The organism is Nocardioides marmoriginsengisoli, from assembly GCF_003725695.1.
GTDB classification, from domain to species: Bacteria; Actinomycetota; Actinomycetes; order Propionibacteriales; family Nocardioidaceae; genus Marmoricola; species Marmoricola marmoriginsengisoli.
In genome coordinates, this window is the sequence record NZ_RJSE01000003.1 from 444,026 (window position 1) to 465,019 (window position 20,994).

A 20,994-nucleotide genomic window follows, 5' to 3' on the forward strand; every position below is an offset into this window, starting at 1 on the left:
CACGGCCTTCTTCGCGGGGGCCTTCTTGGCCACGGCCTTCTTCGCCGGAGCCTTCTTCGCGGCCACCTTCTTGGCAGGAGCCTTCTTGGCAGCGGCCTTCTTCGCCGGAGCCTTCTTGGCAGGAGCCTTCTTGGCAGGAGCCTTCTTGGCAGCGGCCTTCTTGGCGGGAGCCTTCTTGGCGGCCTTCTTCGCAGCAGCCTTCTTGGCCGGAGCAGCCTTCTTGGCAGCAGCGGCCGTCTTGGTCGCAGTCTTCTTGGCAGCGGCAGCCGTCTTCGACGTCTGCTTCACCACGGTGGCCTGCGCGAGAGCGGGCAGCTTCTTGGCGCCCGAGACGATCGCCTTCAGGTCAGCGCCGGCGCTGAACTTCGGAACGTTCGTCTTCTTCGACTTCATCTTCTCGCCGGTCGCCGGGTTGCGCACCCAGCGAGCCTCGCGGACGCGCTTCTCGAACGAACCGAAACCGGTGATGGCGACCTTCTCGCCCTTCGCCACCTCACGGGTGATGGTGTCGAGCACCGACTCCAGCGCGTGCGCCGCCGCCTTCTTGTTGCCCTCGAATCGAGCACTAAGAGCGTCGATCAACTGACTCTTGTTCACAAGCTTCCCTTTCGTGAACGTCTGGTATCGAGCTCCGTGCTCGACTTTCTCTTTGCACGCTAGGCAAATCGGACCGTCGCAGCAATGCACACCTGCGCGTGTCGGCGCAGAGAATTCGAAACGCAATTCGATCGCGGTCGACCGACGACGATCAACGACGTCGTGCACGAATGACGAAGCGTCGGAGATTCCCCATACAGAGATGGGAATTCTCCGACGCGATGTCGAACCGGATCAGCGCTGGGTCACCGGCTTCCACGACGGGCGTGCGGATTCGAACGAAGTGATCGACTCGGAATTTCCCAACGTGATCCCGATGTCGTCGAGACCTTCGAGCAAGCGCCAACGCGTGTAGTCGTCGATGTCGAACGAGTCGACGATCGCGTCCGGTCCCTCGCCCGCCTTCACGGTGCGGCTCTCCAGGTCGACCGTCACGGTCGCACCCGGGTGCTCGTCGAGGTAGTCCCAGATCCGCTGCACGACCTTCTCGTCGACCTGCGCTGCGACGAGCCCGGCCTTGCCGGAGTTGCCGCGGAAGATGTCGGCGAACCGTGACGAGATGACGGCCTTGAACCCGTAGTTCTGCAGCGCCCACACGGCGTGCTCGCGCGACGAGCCGGTGCCGAAGTCGGGGCCGGCCACCAGCACCGACGAACCGGCGTACTCGGGCTTGTTCAGCACGAACTCGGGGTCGTTGCGCCAGGCCGCGAAGAGGCCGTCCTCGAACCCGCTGCGCGTCACCCGCTTGAGGTACACCGCAGGGATGATCTGGTCGGTGTCGACGTTGCTGCGCTTGAGCGGCAGGGCGACGCCGGTGTGGCTGGTGAACTTCTCCATGATCAGACCTCCGCGCTGACCAGGTCAGCAGGTGACGAGAGCGTGCCGCGCACCGCGGTGGCGGCAGCCACGGGAATGGAAACCAGGTGGGTGCGCCCACCCTTGCCCTGACGGCCTTCGAAGTTGCGGTTCGACGTCGAGGCGCTGCGTTCGCCGACGGCCAGCTGGTCGGGGTTCATGCCCAGGCACATCGAGCACCCGGCTCCCCGCCACTCGGCACCGGCCTCGGTGAAGACCTTGTCCAGACCCTCCTCCATCGCCTGCAGGCGCACCCGCACCGACCCCGGTACGACGAGCAGCCGGGTGCCGTCGGCGACCTTGTGCCCCTTGATGATCTCGGCGGCGAGGCGCAGGTCCTCGATCCGGCCGTTGGTGCAGGAGCCGACGAAGACGGTGTCGACGTGGACGTCGCGCATCGGGGTGCCGGCCTCGAGGCCCATGTACTCCAGCGCCTTCTCGGCGGCGATCCGGTCCTGCTCGTCCTCGAAGTCGGCCGGGACCGGAACAGTCCCGCCGAGGGCCACGCCCTGGCCCGGGTTGGTGCCCCAGGTGACGAACGGCGTCATCGTCGAGGCATCGAGGACGATCTCCTCGTCGAACTCGGCATCGGCGTCGGTGACCAGCGTCTTCCAGTGCGCGACGGCCGCGTCCCAGTCGGCTCCGGTCGGCGCCTCGGGCTTGCCGGCGATGTAGTCGAAGGTGGTCTGGTCGGGGGCGATCATGCCCGCCTTCGCGCCCCACTCGATGCTCATGTTGCAGACCGTCATCCGGCCCTCCATCGAGAGCTCCTCGATGGCCTGGCCGCGGTACTCGACGATGTAGCCCTGACCGCCACCGGTGCCGGTGTGCGTGATCAGGGTGAGCACCATGTCCTTGGCGGTGACGCCGGCCGGCAGCGAGCCGTTGATGGTCACGGCCATCGTCTTCGGCTTGGCCTGCATCAGCGTCTGGGTGGCGAGCACGTGCTCGACCTCGGAGGTGCCGATGCCGAAGGCGATCGCGCCGAACGCACCGTGGGTGCTGGTGTGGCTGTCGCCGCAGACGATCGTCATGCCCGGCTGGGTCAGTCCGAGCTGCGGGCCGACCACGTGCACGATGCCCTGGTCGACGTCACCGAGCGGGTGCAGCCGGACGCCGAACTCGGCGGCGTTCTTGCGCAGCGTGTCGACCTGGGTCTTGGAGACCGGGTCGGCGATCGGCTGGTCCCAGTCGACGGTGGGGACGTTGTGGTCCTCGGTCGCCAGGGTGAGGTCGGGGCGGCGTACCGGACGGCCGGCGAGACGGAGCCCGTCGAACGCCTGCGGGGAGGTCACCTCGTGAATGAGGTGGAGGTCGATGTACAGGAGGTCGGGTTCACCCTCCGCCGAACGGACGACGTGCTCGTCCCAGACCTTCTCTGCCAGGGTCTTGCCCATGGCTCCTCCTTCGTCTCCTCGATGACGGGCCCGCGCCTTCCGGGCCTCGTCGAACACCACTTCGGGTCAATACCGACCGTACACTTGCATCTCAGCGGGTGAGACGGCAGTATTGCTATATGGACAACTCTAGCGGAGTCGGCGTTCTCGACAAAGCCGCCCTCGTTCTCGCTGCCCTCGAGTCCGGACCGGCGACGCTGGCCGGGCTGGTGGCCGGCACCGGCCTGGCCCGGCCCACCGCGCACCGGCTCGCGGTCGCTCTGGAACATCATCGCCTGGTTGCCCGTGACATGCAGGGCCGCTTCGTCCTCGGCCCGCGGCTGGCCGAGCTCTCCGCCGCCGCCGGCGAGGACCGGCTGCTCGCCGCCGCCGGCCCGGTGCTGGCCCGGCTCCGCGACATCACCGGCGAGTCCGCCCAGCTGTGGCGCCGCCAGGGTGAGTACCGCGTCTGCGTCGCCGCCGCCGAGCGCCCGAGCGGCCTGCGCGACACCATCCCGGTCGGGTCGCAGCTCACCATGAGGGCCGGCTCCGCCGCCCAGATCCTGCTGGCCTGGGAGGACCCCGAGCGGATCCACCGCGGACTCCAGAACGCGGCGTACTCGGCCACCGCTCTGGCCGGCATCCGTCGCCGCGGCTGGGCCCAGTCGATCGGCGAGCGCGAGCAGGGCGTCGCCTCGGTCTCGGCGCCGGTGCGCTCCCCCAGCGGCAAGATCATCGCCGCGGTCTCGGTCTCCGGTCCGCTGGAGCGGCTCTCCCGCCAGCCCGGCCGGATGCACGCGCCGGCCGTGCTCGCCGCCGCCGACCGGCTCTCGGAGTCGTTGCGGCGCGCCGCCGCGGAATGACCTCGGCAGGCGCGGTTAAAGTAAACTGATCCGCTAAACATTGCCTGCTTGATCGGACTCCTCGTGCCCTACGCCGTGACCGAGCACCACGTGCTCGTGCCCCGGAGCGGACGCGGAACGCTGGCAGTCACCTTCGACGACGCCTACGTCTGGTCGTTCAGCACGCCGCGCGACGGGACCTGGACCCCGCGGGGCTGGCGGGTGCGCTGGCCCGCCGCGCTGCGCGGGCGGCTGCACGGCACCACCCGGGTCGCCCTGGTCGGCACCGACGAGGTGCACCACGAGCAGACCGTCGCGTTCGGCGATTCCGACGAGCCGCTGGCGCTGCGCGACCGGCACGGCAACCCGCTCGCGGTCGACAGCGCCGGCCACCTGACCCGGGTGTTCTCCGAGACCGGCGACGACATCCGCGCCCAAGTCGTCGAGGGCACCCGGCAGGCGCTCGCGGACCTACGCTCGCTCGGGTACGACGCGCACCTCTCCTACGGCTGCCTGCTCGGCGCCGTCCGCGACGGCCGGATGATCGGACACGACTCGGACGCCGACCTGGCCTACCTGAGCCGCGCCGACACCCCTGCCCAGGTCGTCTACGAGTCCTACGCGATGGAGCGCGAGCTGCGCCGGCTCGGCTGGCGGGTGGTCCGGATGTCGGGCGCCGACCTCAAGCTCATGCACCGGCTCGCCGACGGCCGGGTGGTGCACATCGACATCTTCGGCGGGTTCCACGTCGGCGGCACCTACTACCAGCTCGGCGGCCGGAGCGGCCCGCTGCCGGTCTCGGCACTCAGCCCTGCGGGAATCGTCACCCTCGAAGGCGTCGAGCTGCCCGCCCCCGCGGACCCGGAGGCCGTCCTCGCCTTCCTCTACGGGCCGTCCTGGCGGACGCCGGACCCGGCCTTCCAGAACGACGACCCTCCGGGCGGCCTGCGCCGGATCGAGGGCTGGGTGCGCGGCGTCCGGCACGACGTGGTGCCGTGGAACGAGTACTACCGAGAGCACCGCAAGCAGGTGCCGTGGCAGCCGTCGTCGTTCGCGAAGTGGACAGCGAAGCGGATCCCGCCCGGGGCGCCGATCGCCGACCTCGGCTGCGGTACCGGCCGGGACGCGTCCTGGTTCACCCGCCAGGGCCGGCTGGTCCTCGCCTACGACGCGTCCGGTACGGCGCTGCGCCAGACCCGCCGCCGGATCGTCCGGTCAGGAGGCACCGAGGACCAGGCCCGGACCCTCGCCCTCAACGACCGCCGATCCGCCCTCGCCGCCGGCGCCGAGCTGGCCCGCATCCCCGACCCGGTGCACCTCTACGCCCGCGGCCTCGTCGGCTGCCTCAACCCCGAAGCCCTCGACCACCTCTTCCTGATCGCCTCGATGGCCCTGCGCCGCGGCGGCTCGCTGCTGCTCGAGTTCAGCACCGACTGGTCGCACCCTTCCTCTCACCCCCGCCCCGTCGCCGAACATGCAAATGTTGCTCGTGGGGCTGGAGTGAGGTCCGGCGGCCACATGCGTCACATTCGCATGTTCGAACGCGGCGTTCGCCGACCGAAGCCGACCCCGGGGCACCTCGTCGAGCGGGTCGCCGTCGACCGCGTGATCGCCGGCATCACCGCGCGCGGTGGGATCGTCGACGAGGTCACCGTCGAACGCGGCACCGACCTGTTCGACCGGCCCGACCCGAAGGTCGCCCGGATCGTCGCGCACTGGAACCACCCGAACCAGGAGGCATCAGCATGAGCCGGAAGAAGTACGGCATCCGTCGGTACCTGTCGGAGACGGTCTACCTGCCGAAGCGGATCCTCGACCTGGAGGACGCGGTGATGGAGAACCGCCAGCTCAACCGGCAGCTGGCCGAGCTGACCGACATCCTCGCCGAGCTGCTGGTCCCCGCCACCGAGCGCGACGAGAAGAAGCTCGCCGAGTTACTCGCCAAGTTCCGCGAGGAGACGCTCGCAGGCTGACGTCAGGCGTCAGCAACCGAAGACCGGGGCGGCGGTGTCGACCCCGGTGGGACACCGAGCATGGTCAGGCGATCAGCAGCCCGACGCCCAGCGTGGCCAGGCCGACCGCCATCACTCCGGCTCCCGCGAAGACCAGCCCGATGAACCCGTTCGGCGTAGTCCGGCCAGTGCCGGCCGACGCCGCGAAGAACCCGGCCGGCATCAGGATGGCCGCGATCGGCACCCCGGAGCGCGCGATCCACGCCCATCCGCCCTCGAGACCGGACTGGTCGACGTACAGCAGGCCGAGCAGCCCCAGTACGAGCAGCACCGCGGCGTGCGCGTGCCCGGCGCGGGCGAATCCGATCTGGAACGGCGTGGCGCCGGCGGCGTCCTTCCAGAGCTTGACCAGGTACAGGCCGCCGGTCTCGACCGTGACCAGCGACAGGAAGAGGATCCCCGCGAGGATCCGGGACTCGTCGGACATGCGAACTCCTTAGATAGTTCTACTCTCCAATATTGGACAGTAGAACTATCTAATGTCAAGATCATTTCATGTGGATGGCGGAGCTGGCCTCGCGCTCGGGACTCAGCGTGGCAACGGTCAAGTACTACCTGCGTGAGGGCCTGCTCCCGAGCGGCACCGCGACCGGGGCAACCCGGGCGGCGTACGACGAGACCCACGTGCGGCGGCTCCGACTCATCCGGGCCCTGACCGACGTCGCCGGCCTCCGCCTGGAATCAGTCCGGCAGGTACTCGACGGGATCGAGGCGGCCGACTCGTGGCACGACGCGGTCGGCGCCGCGCACACCCGCCTCGGAACCGCCGAGAGCACCCCGCCCACCCCCGGATCCCTGGCGCGCGTGGACGACATGCTGGAGGCGCAGGGCTGGCAGCTCGCCCCGGGACACCCCCAGGCAGCGGCTCTCGCGCACGCCCTCGACGTGCTCGACGACGTCGGCCACCCGATCAGCGACGAGATGCTGTTCCTCTACGCCCACGCCCTGCGCCCGATCGTGATGCGCGAGGTCGCTTCCGTCCACCTCGACGAGCGCGGCGAGCTCATCGACGCCGACGTCGAAGCAGCCGTCATCGGCACCGTCCTCCAGGAGCCCGTGCTCCTGTCGATCCGGCGTATCGCCCAGGAGAACGTGTCCCGGAAGCTGACCGAGGGCACCTAGCGCTCCCCCGCCCCGTCGTTCCCGCGCCCGCCCGCGCCGCCCGTCCCCGAACATGCGAATGTGACGCATGGGGCGGAACGAGCGCACTCCAGCACCAGGAGCAACATTCGCATGTTCGGGGAGGCGTGGGCGGGCCGGGTGCTGCTGGCCCGAGGCCGGACCACACCTCATCCCTCAGAACAGCGCGTCCTGCTCCAGCTCCAACAGCTGCTGCTTGCGTCCGAGGCCGCCGGCGTACCCGGTCAATGATCCGTTGGCGCCGATCACGCGGTGGCACGGGATCACGATCGGGATCGGGTTGCTGCCGTTCGCGGAGCCGACTGCGCGGGAGGCGGCGTTGGTGTGCCCGAGCCGGTGGGCGATCTCGCCGTACGACGCGGTCTCGCCCCACGGGATCCGGGCCAGCTCCTGCCAGACGGCCTGCTGGAAGGAGGAGCCGAGGGGCGCCAGCGGCAGGTCGAAGACCCGGAGCTCGCGGGCGAAGTAGGCCTCGAGCTGTTCGACGGCACGGCGCAGCAGCGGCGCCTCGTCGTTGCGGTCCCCGATCGGCTTCCCGTCGGCGAGCCCGCGGAACGGTGAGAACTCGATCGCCAGGATCGCGTGATCGTTCGCGATGATCCGCAGGTCGCCGAACGATTCCGCGCCCTTCGGCGACGGCATCACGGTCCACATGGTCGCTGCTCTTTCGATGGCCTGGTGCTGCTGGATGGTCGTCGTCACCTTATGACTCCTTGTTCGTCTGGCCGGAGAGGCCCGACCAGAGGTGGATGAGTGCGTACGAGCGCCACGGTCGCCAGCCCTCGCTGTGCCGGGCGATGTCGTCGATGCCGAGGTGCTCGGCCGCGTGCTTGACGCCGAGATCGGTCGGCAGGAACACGTCGGGGTCACCGAGGGCGCGGAGCGCGATGTAGTCCGCCGTCCACGGCCCGATCCCCGGTACGGCGAGCAGGGAGTCGCGGACCTCGCCGCGGTCGGCGCTGCGATCCAGCGCGACGGTCCCGTCGGCGACAGCGGCGGCCATGGCCGCGAGAGCGCGCCCCCGGGCCCGCGGCATCGCGATCTCCTCCGGGTCGATGCCGGCCAGTGCATCGGCGGCGGGAAAGAGACTGGTCACCTGGTGCTGCCCGGCGAGGTCCAGCTCGCGACCGTGCGAGTCGACCAGCCGGGCGGCCAGCGTGCGTGCGCCGGCGACGCTGACCTGCTGCCCGAGGACGGCGCGGACCGCGACCTCGAAGCCGTCCACGTGGCCGGGGACGCGCAGTCCGGGGCGGCGTCGTACCAGCGGCGCGAGCCGGGGATCGTCGCCGAGCTGCTCGTCGACCGCGATTGGGTCGGCGTCGGCGTCGAGCAGGCGGCGGGTCCGCTCCAGGGCGGGCGCCAGGTCGCGCGCGTCGGCCAGCGCGAACCGGCACGGCACCTGACCCGCCGGTCGGTCGCGGAGATCGATCCGGACGACGCCGGGGCCGTGCGGCAGATCGAGGGAGCGCTCGTACCAGCCCGCCTCCAGGTCGACCGCCTCGATCCCCGGTACGGCGCGCAGCGCCAGGAAGCCGAGGAGCTCGGTCCCCGCGAACGGCTCGCGTACGCCGATCCGCGTGACGATCGAACCGGACGCACTGGTCCGGCCGCGTCGGCCGCGCAGCTCCGTCGGCGTCGCGGCGTACACCTCGCGGACGGTGTCGTTGAACTGCCGGATGCTCGCGAAGCCGGAAGCGAACGCGACGTCCGCGAAGGAGAGCTCGGTGGTCTCGATCAGCACCCGCGCGGTCTGCGAGCGACGCGCCCTGGCCAGCGCGAGCGGCCCCGCCCCGAACGAGCTCGAGACGACCCGGTTGAGCTGCCGGGTGGAGTAGCCGAGCCGGGCCGCCAGCCCGTCGACGCCGTCGCGGTCCACGATCCCGTCGGAGATCAGCCGCATCGCCCGGCCGGCGACGTCCGCGGCGAGGTCCCACTCGGGCGAGCCGGGTGTCGCATCGGGCAGGCAGCGCTTGCAGGCGCGGTAGCCGGCGAGCTGGGCCGCGGCGGCACTCGGGTGGAAGGTCACGTTCGCGAGCTTCGGGGTGATCGCCGGGCAGCTCGGGCGGCAGTAGATCCCGGTGGTGCGCACCGCCGTGTAGAAGACCCCGTCGAAGCGGCGGTCCTTGCTCTTCACGGCCCGGTAGCAGGCCTCCGTGTCCTGGTGCATGCCGACGAGTCTTCCCGATGCCCACCGACAGTTCTAGCGGAAAACGGACGCGACCGTTCGATGACTGAACCGCACCGTCCTGACACACGCAAGAGCCCGGTCCGATGGGACCGGGCTCTTGCTCTGGGTACTCCGTACGGGATTTGAACCCGTGTTACCGCCGTGAGAGGGCGACGTCCTAGGCCACTAGACGAACGGAGCAGGTTTCTTCAGTTTTGTCGTGCACGGCCCTGCGCAGCAGCGCCTGAGCGAGGGTGACTCTATCGGTTGCACGAGGCGCAAGCCAAATCGTGAGCCACTGACGTCACTCGCTGGGATACAAGGACTCGAACCTTGACTAACTGGACCAGAACCAGTCGTGCTGCCAATTACACCATATCCCACCAATTCGGACACATACTGAGGCTGTCCGAACCGAGACGAAACCTTACACGCGTGGGCTTCCGGCCACCAAAACGGGGTGCGTTGTTCGCGATGTGATTCCCATCCTGTGGGCGACGAGCAGAACCAGGATCAGGTAAACGCCGTTCTGCGTGATGGTGAGCGGGAGGTTCGACCACCCGACTTCGGTCACGTTGAGGGTGTCGTCGATGTCGCCGATCGCCAGCGCTAGCCCGAACGCCACCAGGTTGTTCCAGACGTGCAGCGCGATCCCCGCCTCGAGCCCGCCCGTGCGCAGCACGACGTACCCGGCCATCAGCCCGAAGGCGAACCGGTCCAGGAACAGCGGCGCATTCTGGACGCCGTGCGCGCACGCGAACAGGAATGCGCTCGCCACCACCGCGATCCACGGCCGCCGGGTGAGCGCGCCGAACGCCTGCATCAAGTAACCGCGGAAGACGTACTCCTCGCCGATCGCCTGGAGCGGCGTGCTGAACAGGACGACCGCGGCCAGGGCCAGGTACGTCGCGTCGACGTGGTTGAGCGAGCCGCCGAGGTCGTTCGGATCGCTGGGCATCAGAGCGCCGACGAGGATCTGGGCCAGGATCGCCACCACCGACAACCCGAAGCAGGCCCAGAAGAACCGCCACCGGAACCCCGGCGCTACCGAGGTCAGCCACCGCGGGCGGACACCGTGCACGAACCGGACGATCCCCCACGTCACCAGGGTCAGGCCGGCCAGGGACAGGTTGAGGTAGAGCAGGCCCTGCCAGCTGACCGGGTCCAGGCTCGCCGCCGCCTCGAAGGCCTTGCTGAAGGAGCCGGTGTGGTCTGCCGCCACCGTGGCCGCGAGCAGCGGAAGCAGGAGCAGCGGTACCACGATGAACATCGCGATCGGGAGCAGCACCAGACCCGCAGCCGGCTGCCACCACGCGTACGTCGGCGTCCGCAGGACCAGTGGGTACGGCGTGCCCTCCGCGGAGGGCGCCGGCGTCGCGGTCATCCTCAGCCGAGGACGGCGTCGAGCCGGGCCAGCGAGACGTCCCGGCCGAGCAGCTCGAGGGACTCGAACAGCGGCGGCGAGATCCGGCGACCCGTGATCGCGACCCGGACCGGTCCGAACGCGTTCTTCGGCTTGATCCCGAGCTCCTCGACCAGCTTGGCGCGCAGAGCAGCCTCGATGTCCGCGGTACTCCACGAGGTCAGCGCGGTCAGTGCCTCGCGGGAAGCCGCCACCACGGCGCGTCCGTCCTCGTCGAGCACGTTGGCCACGTCGTCGGCATCGAAGGCCACCTCGTCGGCGAACAGGAAGCCGAGCATCTCCGGCGCCTCGGTGAGCTTGTTGATCCGCTCGGCGATCAGCGGCATCGCCAGCTCGAGCAGCCTCGCGTCCGCATCGGAGACCGGGTCGCTGACGACGCCGGCGGCCTTCAGGAACGGCAGCACCCGATGGGTGATCTCGTCGAGCGACAGCAACCGCAGGTGCGAGGCGTTGATCGCCTCGGCCTTCTTGAGGTCGAAGCGCGCCGGGTTGGCGTTGACGTCGGCGATGTCGAACTTCTCGACCAGCTCCTCGACGCCGAAGACGTCCCGGTCGGCAGCGACCGACCAGCCGAGCAGGGCGAGGTAGTTGAGCAGGCCCTCGGCGACGAACCCGTCCTCGCGGTAGCCGAGCAGGCTGGCGCCCGGGTCGCGCTTGGAGAGCTTCTTGTTCCCCTCGCCCATCACGTACGGCAGGTGCCCGAACCGCGGCGTCGTCCCGTTGCCGATCCCGACCGCGGCGAGCGCGTCGTACAGGGCGATCTGACGGGGCGTGGAGGACAGCAGGTCCTCCCCGCGCAGCACGTGGGTGATCTCCATCAGAGCGTCGTCGACGGGATTGACCAGCGTGTACAGCGGGTCGCCGTTGGGGCGCGCGAGCGCGTAGTCCGGCACGTGCTTGGTGTCGAAGGAGATCTCCTGGCGGACCAGGTCGTCCCAGCCGATCCGGCCCTCCGGCATCCGGAACCGGACCACGGCCGCACGGCCCGCGAATCCCGCGACCTGCTCTTCGGTCAGCGCGCGGCAGAAGCCGTCGTACCCGAGGACCTGGGACTTCAGAACGGTGACGGCCTCGTCGACCTTCGCCTTGAGCCCGGCGTCCTCCGGGTCGGCCGCGGCGGCCGCCTTCGCCGCGGTGATCGCGGCCTTGGCGGCCTCCTTGGCGACCTCGTGACGGGCGTCGAGCTCCTCGGTGGTGCAGTAGCAGTCGTAGGTGTAGCCGCCCGCACGCAGCCGGGCCAGCGCGTCGGCGTACAGGTCGCCGCGCTCGGACTGCTTGTACGGCGCGTAGGCGCCCCCGACCTCGGGGCCCTCGTCCCAGTCGAGGCCGAGCCACCGGAAGACCTCGATGATCGCGGTCAGCGACTCCTCGGTGCTGCGCTCCTTGTCGGTGTCCTCGACCCGGAACACGAAGGTGCCGCCGTGGTGGCGGGCGAACGCCCAGTTGAAGAGCGCCGTACGGGCCAGGCCGACGTGCGGCGATCCGGTCGGGCTGGGCGCCATCCGGACCCGGACGTTCTCGAGCTTCTCAGTCACGCTTCTTCACCTTGTTGGTCAGGTTGCCGATGCCCTGGATGAAGATCTCGATCTCATCGTCGGGCTGGACGGGTCCGACACCCTCGGGGGTGCCGGTGAGGATGACGTCTCCGGGGAGCAGGGTCATCACGGACGAGACGTACTCGATCAGCTCCGGGACGCCGAAGATCATGTCGGCGGTGCGGCCGTCCTGCTTGAGCTCGCCGTTGACGTAGGTCTTCACGGCGAGGTCGGAGACGTCGAGCTCGGTCTCGATCCAGGGGCCGAGCGGGCAGAACGAGTCGAAGCCCTTGGCCCGGGTGAACTGGCCGTCCGAGCGCTGCAGGTCGCGGGCGGTGACGTCGTTGGCGACGGTGTAGCCCTGCACCACGTCGCGGAACGTGGCAGCCGGCACGTCCCGGCAAGGGCGCGAGATCACCACGGCGAGCTCGCCCTCGTAGTGCACCTCGTTGCTCTGCGACGGGTAGAAGATCGGGTCGTCCGGGCCGATCACGCTGGTGTTCGGCTTCATGAACATCAACGGCTCGGACGGCAGGTCGTGGCCCAGCTCGGCGGCGTGGGCGGCGTAGTTGCGGCCGATCCCGATCACCTTGCTGCGCGGGATCACCGGCGAGAGCAGGCGCACCTCGGAGAGCGGGTACTCCTTGTTCGCCAGGTGCAGCCCGACGTGGAGCGGGTCGCCGTTGAGCCCGACGATCACGCAGTCGTCATCGGGGATGCCGTTGTCGTCGACGTCCCCGGTGAGCACGCCGAACAGGGGATCTTCTCCAGTGGTGAACCTCGCGATACGCACTACTCGACTCTACCGACGTACCCTCCTTGGCGTGTCATCGACCGTGCTCGCCCGTTCCGCCTGGGCGGAGCGCGCCCGGGCGCACGAGGACCGGGTCGACCTCCGGGTGCAACCGCACCTGGAGCGCCGGTACCGCGGCGAGGCCCACCCGGTCCACGACTTCCTCTTCACCTACTACGCGCAACGACCGGCGGCGCTCCGCCGCTGGCACCCCGGGTACGGCGTCACGCTGGCCGAGGCGCCGGAGTACGACGGCCTCAAGGGGTACGCCGGCGGCACCGTCACCGCGGCCCACCTCGCCTCGCAGCGCCCGATGATCGAGAACCTGCACGCCCTGTTGACCGCCACCGCCTCGCGGCCGCCGACCCTCGGCTGCTTCGGCCTGCATGAGTGGGCGATGGTGTACCGCAGCGACGCCCCGGGCAACGAGGTCCGGCACCCGGCTCCCCTGCGCCTCGGTGCGACCGGCACGGACGCCGTGGTCGAGGAGAGCCGGATCGGCTGCTCGCACTTCGACGCGTTTCGATTCTTCACCCCGCAGGCACGCCCGCTGAACGTCCTGCAGCCGGGGCGGGACGACCGGGCCGCGTTCGAGCAGCCGGGATGCCTGCACGCGGGTATGGACCTCTACAAGCACGCCTTCCGCCTGACCCCGCTGATCCCGTCGGAACTGGTCGCCGATGCATTCGAACTGGCGTGGGACATCCGCATCCTCGACATGCGCGCGGCTCCCTACGACTTCACCGGCCTGGCGCTCGAGCCCAACGGTGAGCCGTGGAGCCAGGTCGCGATCGAGACGCCCGAGGGCCGGGCCGAGTACGTCGCGGCACAACGCGGGTTCAGCGAGCGAGGGGCGCCGATCCGGCAAAGGTTGGTCGCGGAGTGCGAACGCCTGATCGCCACCGCCGACGCCGACGCACGCCCCTGAACCCGTAGGCTCGACGCACCTACGAGAAGGGCATGTCGATGCGAGTTCGAGCGATGCTGACGGCGTCGATCATGGTCGCCGGCCTGGCCGGCGGTGCGGTGGCTGCGCCGGCCGAGGCAAGGACCGGGTACGTGGTGACCGTGAAGACGTCGGCACGGACGGCCACTCCTGGCGCCACGATCAAGGTGACAGGCAGCGTACGTCCCGGGGCTGCGGGCAGGTCGGTCTCCCTGCAGGCCTACGTGCGGGGTGCCTGGAAGACGATCAGGACGCAGAAGCTCAGCGCGCGGTCACGGTTCGGCTTCACGCCGACGGTCGCCGGGAGCGGCACGCTCAAGCTGCGGGTGCTCAAGCCCCGGGGCCGTACCCACGCCCGTGGCGTCAGCCGGGTCGTCACCATCACCCTGGTGAAGCCGGCACCGCAGTAGTCGATTCCGGGCGGGCGGTACGTCAAGGAGTTCCGGAACTACGTGTCGGGGGTTGGTTCTAGGGTCGTCGCATGAGTTCGGGATCCGTCGACGACCAGCCTCCGACGCACCCTCATGCGCGGATGCTCGACGCTCTGGACGCGGCCCTGGCCGAAGGCACCGATGTGCCGGCGTGGACGCACTCCCCGGACGATCTCCGCGATCTGCTCAGCAGAGCCGCCCGCTTCAAGAACCAGTACGACGCCTTCGAGCTGCAGCTGCTGCGCGCGGCGGACCGGCACCAGGTCGGTGACGCCGTCGGCTCGGCGAACACCGCGGGCTGGTGGGCCACCACCACCCGGACGACCAAGCCGGCCGCGCACCGGGCGGTCGCGCTTGCGGAGCAGCTCGACGACAGCGCCCACGAACCCACCGCCGCGGCGATGTCCGCGGGGGCCGTCTCGGTGGACCAGGCGGCGGTCATCCTCAGCTCCGTCGAAGCACTCCCCCACGACCTGGTCCCCCACCAGCTCCGTGCCGACGCCGAGCGCCACATGGTCGCGCTTGCCGAGCACCACGACCCGCGGGAGCTGCGCGTCCTCGGCCGCAAGATCCTCGACGTGATCGCTCCAGAGGTCGCCGAGGCGCACGAGCAGGCGGTTCTCGAGCGCGAGGAGCAGGTCGCCGCGGCAGCTGCGACCTTCGTGATGCACCCCGACGGACAGGGGTCGATGGTCGGCCGATTCAAGATCCCCGTCCTCGCCGGCGAGATCCTGGAGAAGCACCTGACCGCCATCGCAGCGCCACGGCACCAGGCTTCCCGGGCGACTTCCGCGACCCGTCCCCGGGTTGCCCGGCCATTGCGGCTCGGCCAGGCCTTCACCGAGTACGTCGAGACCCGCTCGCCCGACGACACCCCGCAGGCCGGCGGTCTCGCCGCCACCGTCGTGGTCACGATGAGCATGGAGAACCTGATCGGCGGAAGCCAGCGGGCCGCGGTTCTCGACACCGGTGCCGCGATCTCGGCGTCCGAGGCCCGCCGACTCGCCTGCGAAGCAGGGCTGATCCCGGCAGTGCTCGGCTCGCCGTCCCAGCCCCTCGATCTCGGCCGCAAGACCCGGTTCCACACCGGAGCACAACGGCACGCTCTCGCGCTCCGCGACAAGGGCTGCAACGCCGCCGGGTGCGACTGGCCGCCCGGGATGTGCCATGCGCACCACCCGACGCCCTGGGCGAAGGGCGGTTGCACCAGCGTGCGCAACGGGATGCTGCTCTGTCCGCGGCACCACACCCTCGCGCACGACGGTCGCTACCAGCTCAAGAGCGATCCCTCCGGGAGGGTCACCTTCAGCCGGCGGACCTAGGCCGGCTCAGGAGAGCCCGCCAGCACGCCGCTCATCAAGCGAGACGATCTCGTCGATCACCGGCGGCCCGATCGTGGCCCCACTCTGCTCTCGACCACGTGGCCGACCCGGAGCCTGCCTCACCAGACCGGCGGGACCCGACCGATCCAGGGATCCGCCGCTTCGACCTGGGCCGCCAGCGCGAGCAGCAGCGCCTCACGTCCCGGCGCCGCGGCCAGCATCACGCCGACCGGCAGTCCGCCGGCGCTCTGGTGCAGCGGCAACGACACGGCGGTGCTGCCGGTGACGTTCCACATCGACGTCCACGGAGTGAACCGCTTCTGCGCCTCGAAGTCCGCGGCCGGGTCCTCGTCGTTGCGCAACGCTCCGACCGGCAACGGCAGCTGGGCCAGCGTGGGCGTCAGCACCACGTCGTACGACGCCAACGCCGTCAGCGTCCGGGCGGCGATCCGGCGCAGCTCCCCCAGCGCCAAGCCGAACTCGGGTCCGGAGACTCGTTCACCGCGCTCACCGAGCCACCGAGTCAGCGGCTGCAACCGCGACCGGGCCTCCTCGTCCAGACCGACGGTAGAGAGACCGGTCAGGACCGCCCAGCAGGTCTCGAACGTCGGCACCGCGTCTCGTGGCATCGGCGGCTCGATGTCGACGACCTCGTGCCCCAGCGACTCCAGCAACCGGCTTGCGTCCTCCCAGGCGGCCACGCACTCCGGGTCCACCTCGGCGTCGGCGATCACCGGCGCGCTGAACCGGGCCACCCGCAGCCGGCCGGGGTCGTCCTCGCACGCGGCCAGGAAGGAGCGCTGCTCGGCGGGAGCCCAGAACGGGTCGCCGACGGCACGCCCGGCCATCACGTCCAGCAGCGCCGCCGCGTCCCGCACCGTGCGCGCCAGCGGACCCGCCGTCGCCAGCCCGGTGATCTCGCCGTACAGCGGAGCTCCGGAGATCCGGCCGCGGGTCGGCTTCAGTCCGACCAGGCCGCAGCAGCTCGCCGGGATCCTGATCGACCCGCCACCGTCCGATCCCTGGGCGACCGGTACCAGCCCGCCGGCCACCGCCGACGCCGCTCCACCGCTGGACCCGCCGGCCATCCGGGTCGGGTCCCACGGGGTGACCGCCGGGGGTGCGACCGCCGACTCGGTGTAGCAAGGCGATCCGAACTCCGGGGTGTTCGTCTTGCCGAGGCTGACCAGGCCGGCCGCCTCGATCCGCAGCACCACTTCGTCGCTCACCTCGGGGACGTTGTCGGCGAGCAGGACCGACCCGAACATGGTGCGCACCCCGGCGGTGGCGTTGAGGTCCTTGATCGCCGTCGGCACCCCCGCCAGCGGTCCGTCACCGCCGCCCGCACGGGCCTGGTCACGGGCGCGCTCGGGGGTGAGCGTGACGAACGCGCCGAGCGACCCGTTGAGTCGCTCGGCGCGTTCGAGGTAGTGCTCGACCAGCTCGGCCGACGAGGTGTCGCCGGCCTTGACGGCCGCGCCCTGCTCGAGGGCGGTCAGGTCGTGGAGCTCGCTCACGGGTCGACGCTAGCGCGTCGCCGCTTCCGCGAGCAGGCCTCAGGCCGCCGACGGCTCCGGCACGTAGGCGACCAGGGTCTCCAGCGCTCCGCGCAGCCGCCCCTGCACCTCGGCGTCGTTCAGCACGTCGACGTCGATCGAGGTCTGCGAGACGGTGACGTCCTCGACCACCACGGCCCCGGCGATGGTCGCCGACAGCCGGGCGTGCTCGTGCGCCCACTTGCCGCCGTACGGCGTCGGGGTGACACCGAGTACGCCGAACGGCTTGCCCACCAGGGCACCGGCGCCGTACGGGCGGGAGAGCCAGTCGATCGCGTTGTTCAGCACGGCCGGCATGGTGGCGTTGTACTCCGGGGTGACGACGAGCACGCGGTCGGCAGCAGCGACCTGCTCGCGGACGGACGTGGCGGCGGCCGGGGGTGCGTCGGCGTCGATGTCTTCGTTGTAGAACGGGACGTCGCCGAGACCTTCGACGATGTCGATCTGGACGTCGGCCGGGGCCTGCGCCCGCAGCGACTCGGCGATCTGGCGGTTCACGCTGTCGGTGCGAAGGCTCCCGACGAGGACGGCTACACGGGTCATGACTGGCTCCTGGTGGTGTGAGGGGACGAGCATCAGGAGTCATAACCGGACCAGGGTCCGTTTCTATTCCGCGGCTATTCCGGACATTTCGAGACCCGCGGCAGAGCCGGCCTGCACCCGGGCGCGGAGGAACGCCTCCGGCTGGTCCTCGGGGACGACGGTGCGGCCGCCCGGCAGCACCGCCAGGCACCTGTTCGGCAGCTCGCACGGAATCCTGGCTGCGCTGGCGGCGGAGTCGGCCTAGGGTGTCGGCCATGACCGAGCCGGAGCTGCTACCGATCCTCGGCCAGCCCGTGCCGGAGCGCCGGGACGCCGCCCGCAACCGGGACGCGCTGATGTGCGCGGCCGCGCGGCTGGTCGACAGCTGCGGCGTCGAGGCCGTGACGATGGACGCCGTGGCCGAGGCCGCCGGCGTCGGCAAGGGCACCGTCTTCCGGCGGTTCGGCAACCGAGCCGGCCTGATGGCGCGCCTGCTCGACGAGTCCGAGGCGGCGTTCCAGGCGTCGGTGATCAGCGGGCCGCCGCCGCTCGGACCGGACGCACCGCCGTACGAGCGGCTGATCGCGTTCGGACGCGCTCGGCTGACCTCGAACCTGGCCAACGCGGACCTGCTGCTCGCGGCCTCCGGGGCGGATACCGGTCGCAGCTATGCGGCGTACTCGTTCACCGCAACGCACGTGCGCTACCTGCTCGGTCAGCTCGGCGTGCGCGGCGACATCGCGCTGCTTGCGACCGCGCTGCTGGCGCCGCTGGAGGTCCCGATCCTGCGGCAGCAGGTGAACATCGAGCAGATGGACGTCGAGCGGATCGTCGCCGGCTGGGAGGACCTGGTCGGCCGGGTCGTCTCAGGCCCCGTGACGCCGTAGCCCGAACGCCAACCCGTCGACCAGCGCCTCCCAGGACGCCTCGATCACGTTGTGGCCGACGCCGACGGTGACCCACGACGACTCGCCGTCCGAGGTCTCGATCAGCACCCGGGTGATCGCGTCGGTGCCGTGGCCCTGGTCCACGATCCGCACCTTGTAGTCGATCAGCTCGAACTTCACGATCTCCGGGTACAGCTGCTGGATCGCCCGGCGCAGCGCGTGGTCGAGGGCGTTGACCGGGCCGTTGCCCTCACCGGTCACGACCAGGCGGTCTCCGCCGGCCATCAGCTTCACGGTGGCCTCGGACCCGGCCTCCTCCCCCGGCGCCGAATCGGTGATCACCCGCCAGGACTCGACCTCGAAGTACGACGGCCGGGAACCCTCGACGGCCTCGGCGAGCAGCAGCTCGAACGACGCGTCGGCCGCGTCGAAGGTGTAGCCGCGCTGCTCCAGCTCCTTGACCTTCGCGGTGACCTCGACGATCACGTCCTTGCCCAGCTCGAAGCCGAGCTCGCGCCCCTTCAGCTCGATCGAGGCCCGGCCGGCCATGTCCGAGACCAGCAGTCGCATGTCGTTGCCGATGCCCTCCGGATCCATGTGCTGGTAGAGGTTCGGGTCCACCTTGATCGCGCTCGCGTGCAGGCCCGCCTTGTGCGCGAAGGCCGAGACGCCGACGTACGGCTGGCGCGAGGACGGCGGCACGTTGGTGACCTCGGCGACGGCGTGCGCGATCCGGGTCGCGTCGCGGAGCAGCCCGGCCGGGAGCACCTGACGGTCCAGCTTGAGCTCCAGGTTGGCGACGACGTTGATCAGGTCCGCGTTGCCGGTGCGCTCGCCGTACCCGTTGATGCAGCCCTGGACGTGCGACGCGCCCGCCTCCACCGCGGCCAGGCTGTTCGCGACCGCGCACCCGGTGTCGTTGTGGGCGTGGATGCCGATCCGTCCCGAGGTGCTGGACAGCACGTCGTCGACCACGTCGCTGACCCAGTTCGGCAGCATGCCGCCGTTGGTGTCGCAGAGCGCGACCACGTCGGCGCCGGCCTCGAACGCCACGTTCAGCACCTCGAGCGCGTACGCCCGGTTCTCCCGGTAGCCGTTGAAGAAGTGCTCAGCGTCCACGAAGACCCGCTGCCCTTCCGCGCGGAGGTGGCTGACGGTGTCGCGGACCATCGCGAGGTTCTCCTCCAGCGTGGTCCGCAGCGCGAGCTCGACGTGCCGGTCGTGCGACTTCGCCACCAGGGTGACCACCCCCGCGCCGGAGTCGCGCAGCGCGGCGATCAGCGGGTCGTCCGCGGCCTTGATCCCCGCCCGGCGGGTGGCCCCGAATGCGGCCAGCTGCGCGTTCTGCAGCTTCAGCTCCTCGCGCGCCTTGGCGAAGAACTCGGTGTCCTTGGGGTTGGCGCCCGGCCAGCCGCCCTCGATGAAGCCGACGCCGAGCCCGTCGATGTGCCGCGCGATCGCCAGCTTGTCCGCCACCGACAGGTTCAGGCCCTCCTGCTGCGCGCCGTCGCGCAGGGTGGTGTCGTAGACGTGGAAGGTGTCCGGGGTGCTCATCTTCGGGTCCTCTGTGTGGTGACAAACAAAAAACCTCCCGCGGGGACGAGAGGTTGGCGCGACAGGCCTGGTTTCTGAGTGCGGCCTGACGCGCTAGACGATAATGATGCTTGCTGCGTGCACGCTTCGAGTCTGCCACATCCTCGAGCGGCGCGGACACGAAGCCCGCCGATCTGAGAAGGACACCCCACGTGATGCGAGCACTCGTCCTCGGCGGGGGTGGCGTTACCGGCGTCGCCTGGGAGCTCGGCGTCCTTGAGGGCCTGCGACGCTCGGGCGTCGACCTGACCGCGGCCGATCTGGTGATCGGTACGTCGGCCGGATCGGTCGTCGGCACCCGGATCACCACCGGCCCCCTGGACGCGGCGTACGACGACCAGTTGCGACCCGCCGACGGCGAGCTGGCCGCCAAGCTCGGCCCGACGACGCTGCTCAAGCTCGGCGTGATGCTGGCCCGGCGCGGCGAGCAGTCAGCGAAGTGGCGGAAGGTCGGCAAGGCGGCGCTGGCCGCGCACCCGGAGCCGGCCGATGCCCGCCTCGCGGTGATCCGGTCGCGGATCGGCGAGCCGGAGTGGCCGGAGCGCGACCTGCGGATCACCGCGGTCGACGTCGACCGGGGCGAGTTCACCGTCTTCGACCGCACCTCGGGCGTCAGCGTCCTGGACGCCGTGGCCGCCAGCTGCGCGGTGCCGCTGGTGTGGCCGCCGGTGCGGATCGGCGGGACGACGTACGTCGACGGCGGCGCCCGGTCCGCGACCAACGCCGACCTCGCGGAGGGTGCCGACACGGTCGTCGTCCTGGCTCCCACGACGCTGGCGGTCTCCCGCGACCAGTCCGTCGCCCGGCAGCTCGAGCGCACCGGCGCGAGCCGGACGCACGTGATCAGCCCGGACGCGATCGCCGGCAAGGCGATGGGGACCAATGCCCTGGACCCGTCCCGGCGCCGCGCCAGCGCGGAGACCGGGTTGCGGCAGGGAACCCTGATCGCCGAAGAGCTCGCCCCGATCTGGGCCTAGTCGCCGACTCGGCGCACCAA

General features: G+C 70.5%; 21 protein-coding genes and 2 tRNA genes. 9 read left to right on the forward strand and 14 right to left on the reverse strand.

The annotated features are described in order from the left end of the window. From EFK50_RS04130 to leuC, 3 genes are all read right to left on the reverse strand, one after another. A partial coding sequence (locus EFK50_RS04130) for an HU family DNA-binding protein (protein WP_148046067.1) occupies positions 1-597 on the reverse strand: 597 nt, incomplete at its 3' end. A 234-nt stretch (positions 598-831) separates the two neighbouring features. Beyond that, complete coding sequence (gene leuD, locus EFK50_RS04135; protein WP_123226268.1) at positions 832-1,434, reverse strand: 3-isopropylmalate dehydratase small subunit; 603 nt, start codon at positions 1,432-1,434, stop codon at positions 832-834. 2 nt (positions 1,435-1,436) lie between these two features. Next, a complete protein-coding gene (leuC, locus tag EFK50_RS04140; protein WP_123226269.1) occupies positions 1,437-2,849 on the reverse strand; it encodes a 3-isopropylmalate dehydratase large subunit in 1,413 nt (470 codons plus the stop codon). Between the two features lie 119 nt (positions 2,850-2,968). Between leuC and EFK50_RS04145 the strand changes: the two genes are divergently transcribed. From EFK50_RS04145 to EFK50_RS04155, 3 genes are read left to right on the forward strand one after another with little or no spacing between them, the layout of a single operon-like run. Beyond that, complete coding sequence (locus tag EFK50_RS04145; protein ID WP_123226270.1) at positions 2,969-3,691, forward strand: IclR family transcriptional regulator; 723 nt, start codon at positions 2,969-2,971, stop codon at positions 3,689-3,691. Between the two features lie 48 nt (positions 3,692-3,739). After that, the gene (locus tag EFK50_RS04150) at positions 3,740-5,419 is read left to right on the forward strand and encodes a class I SAM-dependent methyltransferase (protein ID WP_148046045.1); all 1,680 of its coding nucleotides are present in this window, start codon (positions 3,740-3,742) and stop codon (positions 5,417-5,419) included. Continuing rightward, on the forward strand, positions 5,416-5,643 hold the full coding sequence (locus EFK50_RS04155; RefSeq protein WP_123226272.1) for a DUF6752 domain-containing protein: 228 nt from the start codon (positions 5,416-5,418) through the stop codon (positions 5,641-5,643). Before EFK50_RS04150 ends, EFK50_RS04155 begins: the two co-directional genes overlap by 4 nt. 64 nt (positions 5,644-5,707) lie before the next feature. Here EFK50_RS04155 and EFK50_RS04160 read toward each other — a convergent pair whose 3' ends face one another. Further along, a complete protein-coding gene (locus EFK50_RS04160; protein WP_123226273.1) occupies positions 5,708-6,109 on the reverse strand; it encodes a hypothetical protein in 402 nt (133 codons plus the stop codon). Between the two features lie 68 nt (positions 6,110-6,177). Here EFK50_RS04160 and EFK50_RS04165 point away from each other — a divergent pair, with 68 nt between their 5' ends. Continuing rightward, a complete protein-coding gene (locus tag EFK50_RS04165) occupies positions 6,178-6,804 on the forward strand; it encodes a MerR family transcriptional regulator (RefSeq protein WP_123226274.1) in 627 nt (208 codons plus the stop codon). 174 nt (positions 6,805-6,978) lie between these two features. On the opposite strand, the gene EFK50_RS04170 is transcribed toward EFK50_RS04165, so the two are convergent. From EFK50_RS04170 to EFK50_RS04200, 7 genes are all read right to left on the reverse strand, one after another. Next, a complete protein-coding gene (locus tag EFK50_RS04170; protein WP_342772368.1) occupies positions 6,979-7,524 on the reverse strand; it encodes a methylated-DNA--[protein]-cysteine S-methyltransferase in 546 nt (181 codons plus the stop codon). A gap of 1 nt (position 7,525) precedes the next feature. Further along, complete coding sequence (locus tag EFK50_RS04175; RefSeq protein ID WP_123226275.1) at positions 7,526-8,989, reverse strand: DNA-3-methyladenine glycosylase 2 family protein; 1,464 nt, start codon at positions 8,987-8,989, stop codon at positions 7,526-7,528. A gap of 128 nt (positions 8,990-9,117) precedes the next feature. Then, positions 9,118-9,190 (reverse strand) — tRNA-Glu (locus tag EFK50_RS04180). 110 nt (positions 9,191-9,300) lie between these two features. After that, positions 9,301-9,372 (reverse strand) — tRNA-Gln (locus EFK50_RS04185). 44 nt (positions 9,373-9,416) lie between these two features. Beyond that, positions 9,417-10,373, reverse strand: a complete 957-nt coding sequence (locus EFK50_RS04190; RefSeq protein WP_123226276.1) for a CPBP family intramembrane glutamic endopeptidase — start codon at positions 10,371-10,373, stop codon at positions 9,417-9,419. A 2-nt stretch (positions 10,374-10,375) separates the two neighbouring features. Then, positions 10,376-11,947 carry a glutamate--tRNA ligase gene (locus tag EFK50_RS04195; RefSeq protein ID WP_281273982.1) on the reverse strand — a complete coding sequence of 524 codons (1,572 nt, stop codon included), beginning with the start codon at positions 11,945-11,947 and terminating at the stop codon, positions 10,376-10,378. Continuing rightward, positions 11,940-12,740, reverse strand: coding sequence for a fumarylacetoacetate hydrolase family protein (locus EFK50_RS04200; protein WP_123226277.1), 801 nt, complete (start codon positions 12,738-12,740; stop codon positions 11,940-11,942). Before EFK50_RS04200 ends, EFK50_RS04195 begins: the two co-directional genes overlap by 8 nt. 31 nt (positions 12,741-12,771) lie before the next feature. On the opposite strand from EFK50_RS04200, the gene EFK50_RS04205 reads away from it, so the two are divergent. The 3 genes from EFK50_RS04205 to EFK50_RS04215 all read left to right on the forward strand — a co-directional run bounded on the left by EFK50_RS04205 (position 12,772) and on the right by EFK50_RS04215 (position 15,439). Continuing rightward, a complete protein-coding gene (locus EFK50_RS04205) occupies positions 12,772-13,668 on the forward strand; it encodes a 3-methyladenine DNA glycosylase (protein ID WP_123226278.1) in 897 nt (298 codons plus the stop codon). Between the two features lie 32 nt (positions 13,669-13,700). Further along, entirely contained in the window at positions 13,701-14,096 is a 396-nt protein-coding gene (locus EFK50_RS04210; RefSeq protein ID WP_148046046.1) for a hypothetical protein, read from the forward strand. Positions 14,097-14,167: 71 nt separating this feature from the next. Further along, positions 14,168-15,439 carry an HNH endonuclease signature motif containing protein gene (locus EFK50_RS04215; RefSeq protein ID WP_123226280.1) on the forward strand — a complete coding sequence of 424 codons (1,272 nt, stop codon included), beginning with the start codon at positions 14,168-14,170 and terminating at the stop codon, positions 15,437-15,439. A gap of 119 nt (positions 15,440-15,558) precedes the next feature. Here the strand turns inward: EFK50_RS04215 and EFK50_RS04220 are convergent, their stop codons facing one another. Both EFK50_RS04220 and EFK50_RS04225 read right to left on the reverse strand, forming a co-directional pair. After that, positions 15,559-16,956: an amidase gene (locus EFK50_RS04220; protein WP_123226281.1), complete on the reverse strand. Its 1,398-nt coding sequence runs from the start codon at positions 16,954-16,956 to the stop codon at positions 15,559-15,561. Between the two features lie 39 nt (positions 16,957-16,995). Continuing rightward, positions 16,996-17,538, reverse strand: coding sequence for an NAD(P)H-dependent oxidoreductase (locus tag EFK50_RS04225; protein ID WP_123226282.1), 543 nt, complete (start codon positions 17,536-17,538; stop codon positions 16,996-16,998). A 254-nt stretch (positions 17,539-17,792) separates the two neighbouring features. On the opposite strand from EFK50_RS04225, the gene EFK50_RS04230 reads away from it, so the two are divergent. Beyond that, positions 17,793-18,404, forward strand: coding sequence for a TetR/AcrR family transcriptional regulator (locus tag EFK50_RS04230; RefSeq protein WP_123226614.1), 612 nt, complete (start codon positions 17,793-17,795; stop codon positions 18,402-18,404). Here EFK50_RS04230 and cimA read toward each other — a convergent pair. Then, a complete protein-coding gene (gene cimA / locus EFK50_RS04235; RefSeq protein WP_123226283.1) occupies positions 18,384-19,958 on the reverse strand; it encodes a citramalate synthase in 1,575 nt (524 codons plus the stop codon). The two genes, EFK50_RS04230 and cimA, sit on opposite strands and share 21 nt — an antisense overlap. 194 nt (positions 19,959-20,152) lie before the next feature. Between cimA and EFK50_RS04240 the strand changes: the two genes are divergently transcribed. Further along, on the forward strand, positions 20,153-20,974 hold the full coding sequence (locus tag EFK50_RS04240; protein WP_246004051.1) for a patatin-like phospholipase family protein: 822 nt from the start codon (positions 20,153-20,155) through the stop codon (positions 20,972-20,974). Positions 20,975-20,994: the final 20 nt, after the last annotated feature.

Coding starts and splice junctions, on each gene's coding strand:
- EFK50_RS04240 (WP_246004051.1), top strand. CDS start 20,153: ATGCGAGCACTCGTCCTCGGCGGGGGTGGCGTTACCGGCGTCGCCTGG.
- cimA (WP_123226283.1), bottom strand. CDS start 19,958: ATGAGCACCCCGGACACCTTCCACGTCTACGACACCACCCTGCGCGAC.
- EFK50_RS04215 (WP_123226280.1), top strand. CDS start 14,168: ATGAGTTCGGGATCCGTCGACGACCAGCCTCCGACGCACCCTCATGCG.
- EFK50_RS04225 (WP_123226282.1), bottom strand. CDS start 17,538: ATGACCCGTGTAGCCGTCCTCGTCGGGAGCCTTCGCACCGACAGCGTG.
- EFK50_RS04155 (WP_123226272.1), top strand. CDS start 5,416: ATGAGCCGGAAGAAGTACGGCATCCGTCGGTACCTGTCGGAGACGGTC.
- leuD (WP_123226268.1), bottom strand. CDS start 1,434: ATGGAGAAGTTCACCAGCCACACCGGCGTCGCCCTGCCGCTCAAGCGC.
- EFK50_RS04230 (WP_123226614.1), top strand. CDS start 17,793: ATGACCGAGCCGGAGCTGCTACCGATCCTCGGCCAGCCCGTGCCGGAG.
- EFK50_RS04175 (WP_123226275.1), bottom strand. CDS start 8,989: ATGCACCAGGACACGGAGGCCTGCTACCGGGCCGTGAAGAGCAAGGAC.
- EFK50_RS04145 (WP_123226270.1), top strand. CDS start 2,969: ATGGACAACTCTAGCGGAGTCGGCGTTCTCGACAAAGCCGCCCTCGTT.
- EFK50_RS04210 (WP_148046046.1), top strand. CDS start 13,701: ATGTCGATGCGAGTTCGAGCGATGCTGACGGCGTCGATCATGGTCGCC.
- EFK50_RS04160 (WP_123226273.1), bottom strand. CDS start 6,109: ATGTCCGACGAGTCCCGGATCCTCGCGGGGATCCTCTTCCTGTCGCTG.
- EFK50_RS04165 (WP_123226274.1), top strand. CDS start 6,178: ATGTGGATGGCGGAGCTGGCCTCGCGCTCGGGACTCAGCGTGGCAACG.
- EFK50_RS04190 (WP_123226276.1), bottom strand. CDS start 10,373: ATGACCGCGACGCCGGCGCCCTCCGCGGAGGGCACGCCGTACCCACTG.
- leuC (WP_123226269.1), bottom strand. CDS start 2,849: ATGGGCAAGACCCTGGCAGAGAAGGTCTGGGACGAGCACGTCGTCCGT.